The 14,698-nt window shown below is 35.6% G+C and carries 15 protein-coding genes; all 15 read left to right on the plus strand.

Going from position 1 to position 14,698, the window contains the following annotated elements:
• Positions 1-12 precede the first annotated feature (12 nt).
• The 15 genes from tilS to lysS all read left to right on the plus strand — a co-directional run bounded on the left by tilS (position 13) and on the right by lysS (position 14,396).
• Entirely contained in the window at positions 13-1,401 is a 1,389-nt protein-coding gene (gene tilS / locus CN692_RS04320) for a tRNA lysidine(34) synthetase TilS (RefSeq protein WP_098117915.1), read from the plus strand.
• Between the two features lie 9 nt (positions 1,402-1,410).
• Positions 1,411-1,950 (plus strand): hypoxanthine phosphoribosyltransferase, encoded by a 540-nt coding sequence (gene hpt, locus CN692_RS04325; protein ID WP_098117916.1) that lies wholly within the window; start codon positions 1,411-1,413, stop codon positions 1,948-1,950.
• 81 nt (positions 1,951-2,031) lie between these two features.
• A complete protein-coding gene (gene ftsH, locus CN692_RS04330; RefSeq protein WP_098117917.1) occupies positions 2,032-3,948 on the plus strand; it encodes an ATP-dependent zinc metalloprotease FtsH in 1,917 nt (638 codons plus the stop codon).
• Positions 3,949-4,179: 231 nt separating this feature from the next.
• Entirely contained in the window at positions 4,180-4,944 is a 765-nt protein-coding gene (locus tag CN692_RS04335) for a type III pantothenate kinase (RefSeq protein WP_098117918.1), read from the plus strand.
• Positions 4,945-4,957: 13 nt separating this feature from the next.
• On the plus strand, positions 4,958-5,833 hold the full coding sequence (hslO, locus tag CN692_RS04340) for an Hsp33 family molecular chaperone HslO (RefSeq protein ID WP_098117919.1): 876 nt from the start codon (positions 4,958-4,960) through the stop codon (positions 5,831-5,833).
• Positions 5,834-5,986: 153 nt separating this feature from the next.
• Positions 5,987-6,907, plus strand: coding sequence for a cysteine synthase A (gene cysK / locus CN692_RS04345; protein ID WP_098117920.1), 921 nt, complete (start codon positions 5,987-5,989; stop codon positions 6,905-6,907).
• Between the two features lie 134 nt (positions 6,908-7,041).
• Positions 7,042-8,460 (plus strand): anthranilate synthase component I family protein, encoded by a 1,419-nt coding sequence (locus CN692_RS04350; protein WP_257143965.1) that lies wholly within the window; start codon positions 7,042-7,044, stop codon positions 8,458-8,460.
• Positions 8,457-9,044: an aminodeoxychorismate/anthranilate synthase component II gene (pabA, locus tag CN692_RS04355; RefSeq protein WP_098117921.1), complete on the plus strand. Its 588-nt coding sequence runs from the start codon at positions 8,457-8,459 to the stop codon at positions 9,042-9,044. The genes CN692_RS04350 and pabA overlap by 4 nt, the downstream gene beginning before the upstream one ends.
• Positions 9,041-9,913, plus strand: a complete 873-nt coding sequence (pabC, locus tag CN692_RS04360) for an aminodeoxychorismate lyase (protein WP_098117922.1) — start codon at positions 9,041-9,043, stop codon at positions 9,911-9,913. The genes pabA and pabC overlap by 4 nt, the downstream gene beginning before the upstream one ends.
• A gap of 65 nt (positions 9,914-9,978) precedes the next feature.
• The gene (folP, locus tag CN692_RS04365) at positions 9,979-10,752 is read left to right on the plus strand and encodes a dihydropteroate synthase (RefSeq protein ID WP_098117932.1); all 774 of its coding nucleotides are present in this window, start codon (positions 9,979-9,981) and stop codon (positions 10,750-10,752) included.
• Complete coding sequence (gene folB, locus CN692_RS04370; RefSeq protein WP_098117923.1) at positions 10,745-11,107, plus strand: dihydroneopterin aldolase; 363 nt, start codon at positions 10,745-10,747, stop codon at positions 11,105-11,107. The genes folP and folB overlap by 8 nt, the downstream gene beginning before the upstream one ends.
• On the plus strand, positions 11,104-11,601 hold the full coding sequence (gene folK / locus CN692_RS04375) for a 2-amino-4-hydroxy-6-hydroxymethyldihydropteridine diphosphokinase (protein WP_098117924.1): 498 nt from the start codon (positions 11,104-11,106) through the stop codon (positions 11,599-11,601). Before folB ends, folK begins: the two co-directional genes overlap by 4 nt.
• Positions 11,553-11,753, plus strand: a complete 201-nt coding sequence (locus CN692_RS04380) for a helix-turn-helix domain-containing protein (RefSeq protein ID WP_098117925.1) — start codon at positions 11,553-11,555, stop codon at positions 11,751-11,753. The genes folK and CN692_RS04380 overlap by 49 nt, the downstream gene beginning before the upstream one ends.
• A 33-nt stretch (positions 11,754-11,786) precedes the next feature.
• Positions 11,787-12,785 (plus strand): tRNA dihydrouridine synthase DusB, encoded by a 999-nt coding sequence (dusB, locus tag CN692_RS04385; protein ID WP_098117926.1) that lies wholly within the window; start codon positions 11,787-11,789, stop codon positions 12,783-12,785.
• 129 nt (positions 12,786-12,914) lie between these two features.
• Entirely contained in the window at positions 12,915-14,396 is a 1,482-nt protein-coding gene (lysS, locus tag CN692_RS04390) for a lysine--tRNA ligase (RefSeq protein ID WP_098117927.1), read from the plus strand.
• Positions 14,397-14,698 lie beyond the last annotated feature (302 nt).

Raw genomic sequence — 14,698 nt, forward strand, 5'->3', positions numbered from 1 at the left:
GAGTATGGGTAAATGGTAATTAATCAATTAAAGGAATTTATAAAGAAAAATAATATTATTAGTAGCGGTAAAATTGTCATTGGTGTTTCCGGGGGCCCAGACTCAATGGCGTTGGCTCATGCTTTTTTATCAGTCAGAGATGAATACGATTTTACAATTATTCTTACACATGTAGATCATATGTTTAGAGGACAAGAGTCTCTAGATGATATGGAATTCGTCAAGAATTGGTGTATTTTGAATAACGTACATTTTGAAGGTAAGAGCATAAATGTAAATCAGTATATCGAAGAAACGGGATTAAGTAGCCAATTAGCAGCGAGGGAATGTCGATATCGTTTTTTTGAAGAGATTATGGTGAAATACGAAGCGGACTATTTAGCACTCGGACATCATGGAGAGGACCAAGTCGAAACAATTTTAATGCGATTAGTAAGAGGTAGCTCACCGATGGGCTACGCGGGAATTAGAGAAAAACGGGCGTTTAGTACTGGTGAAATTATTCGTCCATTTTTAGAACTGAGGAAGCACGACTTAATTACATATTGTCACGAAAAAAATATAATTCCAAGACAAGATCCAAGTAACGAGAAAGACGTATACACTAGAAACAGATTTAGACATCATCTATTACCTTTTATATTTGAAGAAAATCCAACTGCACATAAGCGATTCCAACACTTTAGTAGACAACAGATAGAAGATGAACTATATTTAATGGAATTAACTGAAGATGCAATGAATACAGTTATAAAACATAAACAAAAACAAGCAGTCACGATTGATGTTAAACAGTTTTTAAATGTGCCTATATCTTTACAAAGAAGATGTATTCAACTAATATTAGAATATGTCTACCTATCTATACCTGAAGGCTTGACACAAGGGCATCTTAATTCAATTCTGACTTTATTACAAAATGAGAAATCCACATGGGAACAGCATTTACCTGAAGGACTTTTTGTCAAACGCTCATACAATGAATGCACATTTACATTCGAGCAAGTGAATGTGAAGTATTATACTATTTCTATTAATGAGCCAGGTGTATATGAACTACCAAATGGTTTTTCGATAAAAGTTGAATTAAACAATCAATGTCTTGAACCAAAAAACGACACGTTTATTTGTTCTGCCAAGGATGTTTCTTTTCCACTCGTTGTTCGGAATCGAAAGAATGGTGATCGAATGTCATTAAAGGGTATGAATGGGTCAAAAAAGTTAAAAGATATATTTATTGATGAAAAAATGAAACAATCATTACGTGATGAATGGCCAATAATTACGGATAGTCAAAATAATATATTATGGGTACCTTTCGTAAAAAAATCTGTATATGAAAGAAATTTTTCGACAGATGAGTCACTCATTGCAATACAGGTGGTTTCTAAGAGTTTCTAGGAGGAAAAGATGAAACAAGACATTCAACAAGTATTAGTAAGTGAAGAGGCAATTCAACAAAAGGTAATAGAATTAGGCGCAGTACTAACAGAAGAGTACAAAGAACGCTTTCCATTAGTAGTAGGTGTTTTAAAAGGAGCTCTTCCGTTCATGTCTGATCTGATCAAGCATATTGATACATATATCGAAATTGATTTTATGGATGTTTCTAGTTATGGACATAGCACAGTTTCTTCTGGTGAAGTTAAAATTGTGAAAGATTTAAATACTTCTGTAGAAGGAAGAGATGTCATCATTCTAGAAGATATTATTGATAGCGGTCTTACTTTAAACTATTTAGTTGAACTATTTAAACATCGAAAAGCTAATACAGTTAAAATCGTAACTTTATTAGATAAGCCAAGTGGACGTAAAGCAAATATTGAGGCTGATTTAGTTGGCTTCGAAGTACCTGATGCTTTCGTAGTAGGATATGGTTTAGATTATATTGAACGTTATCGAAATCTGCCGTATGTTGGCGTTTTAAAGCCTGAGGTATACACGAAATAAGTCAAGTTTTATTCGTTTGTTTACATAGTATAACTATGCTACTATATAAAGTAATTAAATCGAAAGAGAGGAGGTTTGGAATTGAATCGAATTTTCCGTAATACAGTCTTTTACATATTAATCTTCTTAGTTGTGATCGGTGTTGTTACATATTTCAATGGGCCAGAATCTCAAGTTAAGAAAGTAAGTTACGATACATTTTATACTAAGTTACAAAGTGGAGATGTTAGCAGCTTAACATCTATCCAACCTAAAAATGGAGTGTACATAGTAAGAGGTCACTTTACAGATGTAAAAAAAGGCGAATCTTTCCAAACTCAAGTACCAATTAGTGACGAAACGACAAAAATAGTTAACAAAGCGGTTGCTGACTATAAAATCAAGGCTAATTGGGATCCAGCTGAAACGACAAGTGCATGGGTGCAAATCTTCACTTCACTCATTCCATTTGTTATTATTTTCATTCTATTCTTCTTCTTAATGAATCAAGCACAAGGTGGCGGAAGCCGTGTTATGAACTTTGGGAAGAGCAAAGCTCGTCTTTATAATGATGAGAAAAAGAAAGTACGATTTAAAGATGTTGCAGGTGCAGATGAAGAGAAACAAGAACTTGTTGAAGTTGTAGAGTTCTTAAAAGATCCTCGTAAATTTGCTGAGTTAGGTGCAAGAATACCTAAAGGGGTACTTTTAGTAGGACCTCCTGGAACAGGTAAAACATTATTAGCAAGAGCTGTTGCTGGGGAAGCTGGAGTTCCATTCTTCTCAATCAGTGGTTCTGATTTCGTTGAAATGTTTGTTGGGGTTGGTGCTTCTCGTGTTCGTGATTTATTCGAAAATGCGAAGAAAAACGCTCCATGTATCATATTTATAGATGAAATCGATGCTGTAGGTCGTCAACGTGGTGCTGGTTTAGGTGGAGGTCACGATGAGCGTGAACAAACATTAAACCAATTACTTGTTGAAATGGATGGTTTCGGTGCTAACGAAGGTATTATTATCATCGCAGCAACAAACCGTGCTGATGTATTAGACCCAGCGTTATTACGTCCAGGTCGTTTTGACCGACAAATCACTGTTGATCGCCCTGATGTAATCGGACGTGAAGCGGTATTAAAAGTTCATTCAAGAAATAAACCATTGTCTCCAGAGGTAGACTTGAAGGCTATTGCTCAAAGAACACCTGGATTCTCTGGTGCAGACTTAGAGAATTTATTAAACGAAGCGGCATTAGTAGCTGCTCGTCGTGATAAAAAGAAAATCGATATGCTTGATATTGATGAAGCAACGGATCGTGTAATTGCTGGTCCTGCTAAGAAAAATAAAGTTATATCTGAAAAAGAGCGTAAAATTGTTGCATTCCATGAAGCTGGCCACGTGGTTATAGGCCAAGTATTAGACGATGCTGAAGTGGTGCACAAAGTTACAATCGTACCTCGTGGTCAAGCTGGCGGATATGCTGTTATGCTTCCAAAAGAAGATCGATACTTTATGACGAAACCAGAATTACTTGATAAAATTGCAGGTCTACTTGGTGGACGTGTAGCTGAAGAAGTAGTATTTGGTGAAGTAAGCACTGGAGCTCATAACGACTTCCAACGTGCGACAGGTATTGCTCGCCGAATGGTTACAGAGTTTGGTATGAGTGATAAATTAGGTCCACTTCAATTTGGTCAATCTCAAGGTGGAAATGTATTCCTTGGTAGAGACTTTAACAATGAGCAAAATTACAGTGATAAGATTGCTTATGAAATCGATGTGGAAATCCAAACAATTATTAAAGAGTGTTATGCAAAAGCGACGGATATTATCAAGGAAAACCGCGATAAACTGGATCTGCTTGCAAACACATTATTAGAAGTTGAAACATTAGATGCAAAAGGAATTAATAGTCTTTGGAACCAAGGTACACTTCCTCCATCTCCAACTTCAAATGATGAGATTAAGGTCAACATCTCTAAAAAAGATGATCAACCAGCTGAACCGAAAATCACTGAATAATAGTAAAGAGTGTCTTCCAAGACACTCTTTCTTTTGTTTATCGGTATTAATAGCGTTATAAAAGCTCTTTCGATTTCATTTCAGGCTTTCATTAATCCAGCTCTGAAATAGGAGTCATCTATTTTTAAACTACGAACAACTTGTGTTATCATTATTTTTATAGTGATAAAAAATGTACTTGAAACTAAAAATATAAAAAGTTTAATTTTCGAAATGGAGAGACGATGGATTATGTTATTTGTAATCGATGTAGGTAATACAAATACCGTTTTAGGTGTTTACCAAGAAGATGAGTTAATACATCACTGGAGAATTGAAACGAACCGATATAAAACAGAAGATGAGTATGGTATGATGATTGGTTCCTTACTTGAATATGCAGGGATCGAATTCGATGAGTTTCATGCAGTCATTATTTCATCAGTTGTTCCACCAATTATGTTTTCATTGGAGAGAATGGCTACGAAGTATTTCAAACAAAAACCACTAATCGTAGGTCCTGGTATAAAAACAGGTTTAAACATAAAGTATGATAATCCGAAAGAAGTAGGAGCTGACCGAATTGTTAATGCGGTTGCTGGTATAGCGCAATACGGAAGTCCGCTTATCATTGTAGACTTTGGAACGGCTACTACATATTGTTATATAGATGAAAATAAAAATTATATCGGCGGTGCCATAGCACCAGGGATTAATATTTCAACAGAGGCACTTTATACAAAGGCTTCAAAATTACCTCGTATTGAACTTTCGAGACCGTCTAATATTGTAGGACGTACAACTGTAGAGGCAATGCAAGTAGGAATTCTTTATGGTTACGTAGGACAAGTTGAAGGTATAGTAAAACGAATGAAAGCTCAAGCGAAAGTAGAACCTACTGTTATAGCGACAGGTGGCCTAGCATCATTAATATCTAAGGAATCAGATATTATTGATATAATGGACCCGTATCTAACGTTAAAAGGTCTGCATTTAATATATAAACGAAATTCTTAAAAAGGGGTATATCATGAAGGATTATTTAGTAAAAGCATTAGCTTTTAACGGTGAAGTCCGTGCATATAGTGTGAGATCAACTAATATCGTAAGAGAAGCTCAGGAGCGTCATGATACGTGGAAAGATGCTTCGGCTGCACTAGGTCGTACCCTAACGGCTGCCGCGATGATGGGTGCAATGTTAAAGGGTGAGGAAAAATTAACATTAAAGGTTGAGGGGAATGGCCCCCTTGGCTATATTCTTGCTGACAGTAATGCAAAAGGTGAAGTACGTGGATTCGTATTGAATCCTCATGTTCAATCCGAACGTAACAAACACGGAAAAATTGACGTTGCTAAAGCTGTTGGTACTGTAGGTACAATCTCTGTTGCTAAAGATATTGGTATGAGAGAGCCATTTACAGGGGCAGTGCCGATTGTGTCAGGTGAACTTGGTGAAGACTTTACTTATTATTTTGCTGTATCTGAACAAACTCCTTCATCTGTAAGTGTAGGTGTATTAGTAAATCCAGATCATACAATTTTAGCAAGTGGTGGGTTTATTATTCAAATCCTACCAGGTGCTAGTGATGAATGTATCACAAAGATAGAAAACCGATTAAAATCAATTAAACCAGTGTCTACACTAATTGAAGAGGGGCTTTCTCCGGAAGAAATACTATATGAAGTATTAGGGAAGGAAGAAGTTAAAGTATTGGAGACAATGGATGTTAAATTCCAATGCCAATGTTCAAGAGAAAGAATTGAAGGTGCTCTTTTAAGTGTAGGAAAACATGAATTACAATTAATGCTAGAAGAGGACGGAGAGGCAGAAGTTAAGTGTCATTTTTGTAATGAGCCTTATCACTTCACTGGCGAGCAACTACAAGGATTAATTAACCAATTGTAGGTGAAGAACGAAGAATTTGTCGAACTTTCTTTTCATAATTAATGATGATATTCATACAAGTTATGTATAGAAGAAAGTAATTGACAGATTCTTTTGTTTTTAACATAATGTATATTAAACAGGTCAATATACTAGGAATTAGGAGTGGATGAAATGAAAGTTGCAAATTCAGTATACGAATTAATCGGTAGAACTCCAATCGTTAAACTTAACAGATTAGTAGATGAAAACAGCGCGGATGTTTACTTAAAATTAGAGTTTATGAATCCTGGTAGTAGTGTTAAAGATCGTATTGCTCTTGCTATGATTGAGGATTCTGAGAAAAAGGGTTTAATTAAACCTGGCGATACAATTATCGAACCAACTAGTGGAAACACTGGAATTGGTTTAGCGATGGTAGCAGCTGCAAAAGGATATAAATCAATACTAGTAATGCCTGAAACAATGAGTATTGAAAGAAGAAATCTTTTACGTGCTTACGGTGCCGAACTAGTGTTAACCCCCGGACCTGAAGGAATGGGTGGAGCGATTCGTAAAGCAGACGAACTAGCAAAAGAAAATGGCTACTTCGTTCCACAACAATTTAATAATGCTGCAAACCCAGAAGTTCACCGTTTAACAACTGGTCCAGAAATCGTTGAACAAATGGGCGATCAGCTTGATGCGTTTATTTCAGGTGTTGGTACTGGAGGAACGATCTCTGGTGCAGGATCTGTTTTAAAAGAAGCTTATCCTGGCATTAAAATTATTGCTGTTGAGCCTGTAGATTCTCCTGTACTATCTGGAGGTAAACCAGGTCCTCATAAAATTCAAGGTATCGGAGCAGGATTTATTCCTGAAACTCTTGATACTGAAATTTATGATGAAATTATTCAAATTAATAATGATGATGCAATGGAGACAGCTAGAAATGTAGCAAAAGCAGAAGGGTTACTTGTAGGAATATCATCAGGTGCTGCAATTAGTGCTGCGCTGCAAGCTGCTAAAAAACTTGGAAAAGGTAAAAAGGTACTTGCGATTATTCCGAGTAATGGGGAACGTTATTTAAGTACAGCTTTATTTCAATTTGAATAAATAATACGATCATTTTTTAAAATCCCTTTGCTTTGTGCAAGGGATTTTTTGTTTTTCCATAAAATGCTTTGATGTATAGTTCTTATTTTTTGTGTAAAATGAAAAAAGAAGCGCTATCAGAGGGGGATATTTACGTGAATTATGAAATCTTTTCAAAAGTAATCAATTATACAACACCTTTCTTTAAACACTTTGTAGAAACGGCTAAAGAGAAAAAGAATGCCGTACTACTTGAAAGCGGTCGAGATGGGCAATATTCAATCATGGCATCAAATCCTGTTGCGAAGTTATACGGTAAGAATAATAAATTAATGATAGAAGAAGAAAAAGGGAAAGTCGAATATACAGGAAATCCAATCGACTTAGCTAAAAAGTATTTATCTAATTACACAGTGGAAAAAAGAGATGACCTACCACCATTTCAAGGCGGGGCAATTGGTTATTTCACATATGATTGTAATCACTATATTGAGGAATTACCATCGTTAGCCGAAGATGTATATAACATACCAGATGTTTATCTTTTAATTTTTCATGAAGTAATTATTTTTGACCATCAAAAAAATGAACTATATTTTATCGTATTAGATGAATCGGAAAATGCACAAAAAGCACAGGGACGTTTAGAGTCACTTGAAGAATTCTTCATAAATGAAGTGGAAAATATAGATATAACTAAACAAACTTCGAAAACGGAAGTGGAAAAAACAATTTACATGTCCGAACAAAAATTTACAGATGCAGTTGGAAATGTAAAAGAATATATCAGTGCAGGGGATGTATTCCAAGTGAATTTATCTGTACTGCAGTCTGAGACATTGGTTACAGATCCTCTTTATATTTATGAACAGCTTAGAGAGATTAACCCATCACCATATATGTCGTATTTAGACTTTGAGGATTTTCAAATCGTAAGTTGCTCACCTGAGTTATTAGTCGCAAAGCGTGATCAAGAAGTTTGGACAAGGCCGATTGCGGGTACTAGATCACGTGGTAATACAATTGAAGAAGAGCAACAGTTAATGGAAGAATTACGTTCAAATGAAAAAGAACAAGCTGAGCATATTATGCTAGTTGATTTAGAGCGTAATGACTTAGGTAGAGTATGTGAATACGGAACAGTTGAAGTAGACGAATTATTAGTTATTGAAAAATATTCACACGTAATGCATCTTGTTTCAAATGTAAGAGGGAAATTGCAAAAGGACAAAGATTCATTTGATTTATTAAAAGCGGTATTCCCTGGCGGAACAATTACTGGGGCGCCTAAAATTCGCACAATGGAAATCATCGAGGAACTAGAACCAACTAAACGCGGTATTTATACAGGGTCAGTTGGATGGATTGGCTTTACTGGTGATATGGAACTAAATATTACGATTCGAACGATGATTACAAAAGACGAGCAAGCGTATGTACAAGCAGGCGCTGGTATCGTAATCGATTCTAATCCGAAACACGAGTATTTAGAAAGCCTAAAAAAAGCTCAAGCTTTATGGACAGCTAAGAAAGTAAGTGAAGAAAAAGCTAAGTTGGGTGGTAATGTAAAATGATATTAATGATTGATAACTATGATTCATTTACCTATAATCTTGTTCAATATCTAGGTGAATTAGGAGAAGAGTTACTTGTAAAGCGAAATGATGAAATTACATTGGATGAAATTGAAGAGCTAAATCCTTCTTACTTAATGATTTCACCTGGTCCTTGTACACCGAATGAAGCTGGAATCAGTTTAAAAGCAATTGAACACTTTGCTGGGAAAATACCAATTTTAGGTGTTTGTTTAGGTCACCAATCAATCGCTCAAGTATTTGGAGGAGATGTAGTACGTGCTGAACGCTTAATGCACGGAAAAACATCGGCGATTACGCATGAAGGTCTAGGGTTATTTAGTGACTTACCATCACCGATTGATGTGACGAGATACCACTCTTTAATTGTTAAGAAAGAGACATTCCCTAAAGAGCTTGAAGTAACTGCATGGACAAATGAAGGAGAGATTATGGCTTTAAAACATAAGTCATTACCAATAGAAGGCGTACAGTTTCATCCAGAATCAATTATGTCGCAGTTCGGTAAAGAAATGCTTAGAAACTTCCTAAATGCATACAAACCTTCTAGGAGTACAATATGAAAATTTATTATAATGGAGAATTCTTAAATGACAACGAAGTAAAGATTTCTCCATATGACCATGGTTTTTTATATGGCCTAGGTGTATTTGAAACATTTCGAATCTATAATGGACATCCATTCTTATTGTTTGACCATTTAAACCGCTTAAGGAAGTCGCTAACGAATTTAAGCATTGAATGGAATCAATCGGATGAGGAAATACAATCAGTTTTAAGTAAGTTAATGGATTTAAATGAATTAAAAGATGCTTATATCCGTTTGAATGTTTCAGCGGGAGCAGGAGAAATCGGTCTATATACGGGGAATTATACAAACCCAAATACGATTATTTTTATTAAACCGATGCATGAAAGTAATATTGAGGAGAAGGAAGGGGTAATTTTAAATACCCCTCGAAACTCTCCCGAGGGCAGAGAACGTTTAAAGTCGCATCATTATTTAAATAATATTATTGGGAAAAAAGAAATCGGCAATTCACCAAGCATAGAAGGAATTTTCTTAAATAAAGATGGTTATCTTTCAGAAGGAATTGTCTCAAATTTGTTCTTTATTAAACAAAATAAACTATACACGCCACATGTTGATACAGGAATATTGAATGGTATAACGAGGCAATTTGTAATCCATTGGGCAAAATTAAAAGGTGTTTCAGTTGAGGAAGGGTATTTTACAGAGCAAGAGTTGAACGAAGCGGATGAAATATTCATCTCAAACTCGATTCAAGAAATTATTCCTGTTACAGTAATTGGCGAGCGTTTCTATAATGTTAGTGAAAGTAGTATCATTAGAGATTTGCAGAAAGATTATCAATCTTATCGTAATTCTTTATTCAGTATGAATGAAATGGAAAGAAGTGAACTAACTTGAGAAGAGCAACAAAACCGTTGATTTGTGGAGACTATTCATTACCAATTCAGAATGAGACGATTGTGATGGGTATTTTAAATATGACACCAGACTCTTTTTCTGATGGTGGTCGATATAATGAAATTGAATTAGCGATAAAGCGTGCAAAGAAATTAATTGCAGATGGAGCAAAAATTATTGATGTTGGCGGAGAATCAACAAGACCTGGAGCTGCCATAGTTGATGAGGAAGAAGAATTAAAAAGGGTAGTTCCTATTATTAAAGCTTTGTCGACGGAAATTAATGTTCCGATTTCAATAGATACATATAAATCTGAAGTAGCTAAACAAGCTGTTGAAGCAGGAGCTACAATCATTAATGATGTTTGGGGTGCGAAGAAAGACCCTAAAATCGCAGAAGTTGCGGCAGCATACAATGTTCCAATTTGCTTAATGCATAATCGAACTGACGAAAATTATTATAGTTTGATGAGTGATGTTGTCTGTGATCTAGTTGAAAGTATTCAAATTGCAAAGCGCGCAGGTGTAAAGGATGAAATGATTATATTGGATCCTGGTGTCGGTTTCGCGAAATCTGCTGAGCAAAATTTAGAAGTTTTAAATCAGATGGAACAAATCAAAGCATTGGATTATCCAGTGTTACTTGGTACGTCACGAAAAAGGTTTATTGGAGAAGTTCTTGGTACGGATGTGCATGAGCGGATGGAAGGAACCGGTGCAACAGTTTGTTTAGGCATTACGAAAGGATGTGAAATTGTACGAGTTCATGATGTACTAGCAATTTCTCGTATGACTAAAATGATGGATGCAATGTTAAAGATTGGAGTAAATAATGGATAAAATTTATGTAACTGGTATGAAATTTTATGGATACCATGGTGTCTTTAAAGAAGAGAAAACATTGGGGCAACGATTTAATGTTGATTTAATTGTCGAATTAGATACAAAAAAAGCAGGAGAAACAGATGATTTGGCGTATTCAGTAAGTTACGCAGACTTATTTAAAACATGTGAGGAAGTTGTTCAAGGTAAGTCTTATGATTTGGTTGAATCTGTAGCTGAAGAAATTGCTAAACAAATATTAAATACATACGAATTAATCCAACAATGTACTGTAAAAGTGATAAAACCAGACCCGCCAATACCAGGACATTATGATTTCGTAGCAGTTGAGATAACAAGAGGTCGCATATGAAAAATGAGTCGTATTTAAGTTTAGGAACGAATATAGGCGATCGAGAAGGATTTCTTACAAAGGCCATTAAGGAATTAGTGGAGCATTCCGATATTCAAGTAGAACAAATATCTTCTATATACGAAACGGACCCGGTTGGTTACGTAGACCAAGATCCGTTTTTAAATCTAGTCATTAAAATTTCTACCAATTTGACTCCACTACAATTACTTGATGTTACTCAAGTAATCGAAAATAGTCTTGGTAGAAAAAGGGAATTGCGTTGGGGTCCTAGGACTATAGACCTTGACATTTTACTCTTTAATCACGAGAATATAGAAGTTGAGAACCTAAGAATACCGCACCCTAGAATGTTTGAAAGAAGCTTTGTATTAATCCCTTTAAACGAAATAAACCAATCATTGGAGATTGAAACTAAATTTTTAGAGGATAAAGGAGTTCGATTATGGAAGCTGAAAAGTGGGGGAGACGGATTAGGGCTTTTAGAAAATTAAAAGGTTACACCCAAGAAGGCTTTGCGAAAGATCTTGGCGTTTCTGTTTCGGTACTAGGTGAAGTAGAGCGAGGAAATCGTATGCCAACTGAACAGTTTTTGCATGATTGCGCAAAACAGTTAAAAGTAAGTGTTGAGGAATTATCAATATAGATGGTTAAAGTATTGTAAGAAGGAGGATGGGATGTGCTTAAAATTGGTGACATCGAGATGAAAAATCCCGTCGTATTAGCGCCGATGGCCGGAGTTTGTAATTCAGCCTTTCGTCTAACTGTAAAAGAGTTTGGTGCAGGTTTAGTATGCGCAGAAATGGTAAGTGATAAAGCAATTCTTAACAATAACAAAAGGACGTTAGAGATGCTTTATATGGATGAACGAGAAAAGCCATTAAGCTTACAAATTTTTGGTGGCGAAAAGTCTTCGCTAGTTGAAGCTGCTAAGTATGTTGATGAAAACACGAATGCAGATATTATAGATATTAACATGGGGTGTCCCGTCCCAAAGATTACAAAAGTAGACGCTGGAGCTAAATGGCTATTAGACCCAGATAAGATTCATGAGATGGTCTATGCTGTAGCACAGAATGTAAGTAAGCCAGTTACGGTTAAAATGCGTCTTGGTTGGGACGACGACCACATTTACGTTGTAGACAATGCAAAAGCAGTAGAAGCAGCGGGCGGTAAAGCTGTAGCCATTCATGGTCGCACACGCTATCAAATGTACGAAGGAAAATCTGATTGGAGCTGGATTAAAGAGGTTAAAAGTCAGGTTTCGATTCCTGTAATCGGTAATGGTGATGTAGAGACTCCTCAGGATGCTAAACGTATGTTAGATGAAACTGGCTGCGATGGTGTAATGATCGGTCGCGCTGCATTAGGAAACCCATGGATGATTTACCGTACAGTTAAGTATTTGGAATCTGGTATATTAATGCCAGAACCAGCCGCGCGTGAAAAAATTGATGTATGTCTATTACATTTAGACCGATTAATTGATTTGAAAAATGAACATGTAGCTGTATTGGAAATGAGAAAACATGCAGCTTGGTATTTAAAAGGCTTGAAAGGTACTGCATTAGTACGCAACCAAATTAACGAGGCTAGCACTCGTGCTCAAATGGTTGAACTATTAATGGCGTACGTAAATGAAGTTGAAACAAAAATGGAAGCTGCCCAAGCTTTGTAAGTTTGACAGGTTTCGCTTGACAAAATATAATAAGTTATAGTAAACAAAACTGCCAGATCGAATTACTGGCAGTTTTTCTATTAAATTCATATTGTATTTAAATACTTAAAATAGCGTGGAGTTGAGAAAATGAGTCACGAAGAATTAAATGATCAGGCCCTAATACGTAGGGAGAAATTAAAAACACTTGAAGGAAAAGGTATCGATCCATTCGGTAAAAAATTTGTGCGCACACATTCATCAAATGATTTATTAGCACAATTTGATCAATTTTCTAAAGAAGAATTAGAAGAAAAAGCAATTGTTGTATCTTTTGCAGGTCGAGTAATGACTAAACGTGGAAAAGGTAAAGCTGGATTTGCACATGTTCAAGATTTAAATGGACAAGTTCAAATCTATGTACGTAAAGATGCTGTAGGCGAAGAGCAATATGAAATCTTTGATATTACTGACTTAGGTGATATTGTTGGGGTTTCTGGTGTGGTATTTAAAACAAATGTAGGAGAATTATCTATTAAAGTTAAAGAATATACTTTCCTATCGAAAGCGTTATTACCACTTCCTGATAAATTCCATGGTCTACAAGACGTTGAACAACGCTACCGCCAAAGATACTTAGACTTAATGAATATGGATAGCCGTCAGACTTTTATTGCACGTAGCAAGATTATCCAATCTATGAGACGCTATTTAGATGACCAAGGTTATTTAGAAGTAGAAACACCTATGCTACATGCAATTGCAGGTGGAGCTTCTGCAAGACCGTTTATCACACATCATAACGCGCTTGATATGGAATTATATATGCGTATTGCTATTGAGCTACACTTAAAACGATTAATCGTTGGTGGATTAGAAAAGGTTTATGAAATCGGTCGTGTATTCCGTAATGAAGGTATTTCTACTCGTCATAACCCTGAATTTACGATGATTGAGCTATATGAAGCTTATGCTGACTATGCTGATATTATGGAGCTAACTGAAAATCTAATTGCACATATAGCTAAAGAAGTTTTAGGTACTACTACTATTCCATATGGCGAGTACACTGTAAACTTAGAGCCAAAATGGACTAGACTTCATATGGTAGACGCGATTAAAGAAGCTTGTGGAGTAGATTTCTGGCCTGAAATGTCAGTTGAACAAGCAAGAGCATATGCTAAAGAACAAAATGTAGAAATTAATGCGAATATGTCTGTAGGTCATATTATTAACGAATTCTTTGAGCAAAAAGTTGAAGAAACGTTAATTCAACCAACTTTCATTTACGGCCACCCAGTTGAAATTTCACCGCTAGCGAAAAAGAACGCAGAAGATCCACGTTTTACTGATCGTTTTGAATTATTTATCGTAGCACGTGAACATGCTAATGCATTTACAGAGTTAAACGATCCAATTGATCAAAAAGAACGTTTTGAAGCACAGCTTAAAGAACGTGAACTTGGTAATGACGAAGCTCATATGATGGATGATGATTACATCGAAGCATTAGAGCATGGTATGCCACCAACTGGAGGTCTAGGAATTGGTATAGACAGATTAGTTATGTTATTAACTAACTCTCCTTCAATTCGTGACGTTCTATTATTCCCGTTAATGAGACATAAATAAATAAGTTGAAAAGCTGGCTAAAAGAGTACTTTTAAGCCAGCTTTTTTATGTTTTGATGTATCTTTTTAGAAGAATAGGGACATCATTTATTTATTGGAATCTGATTATAAATATCAGAATAAAAAGAATTTAAATTTACCTATTGTATTTTGTTTTTATAGGTGGTATATTATTAAACGTTGTCACGTTAATACGAAACAACAACGAAAAAAACTTTTAAAAAAACATTGACAACATTTAATAGAAAATGTTAAGATGTTTAAGTCGCCTCAGAGCGACAAGGTGAACTTTGAAAACTAAAC

The sequence above is a fragment of the Bacillus sp. AFS002410 genome (assembly GCF_002556365.1).
GTDB lineage: Bacteria > Bacillota > Bacilli > Bacillales > Bacillaceae_G > Gottfriedia.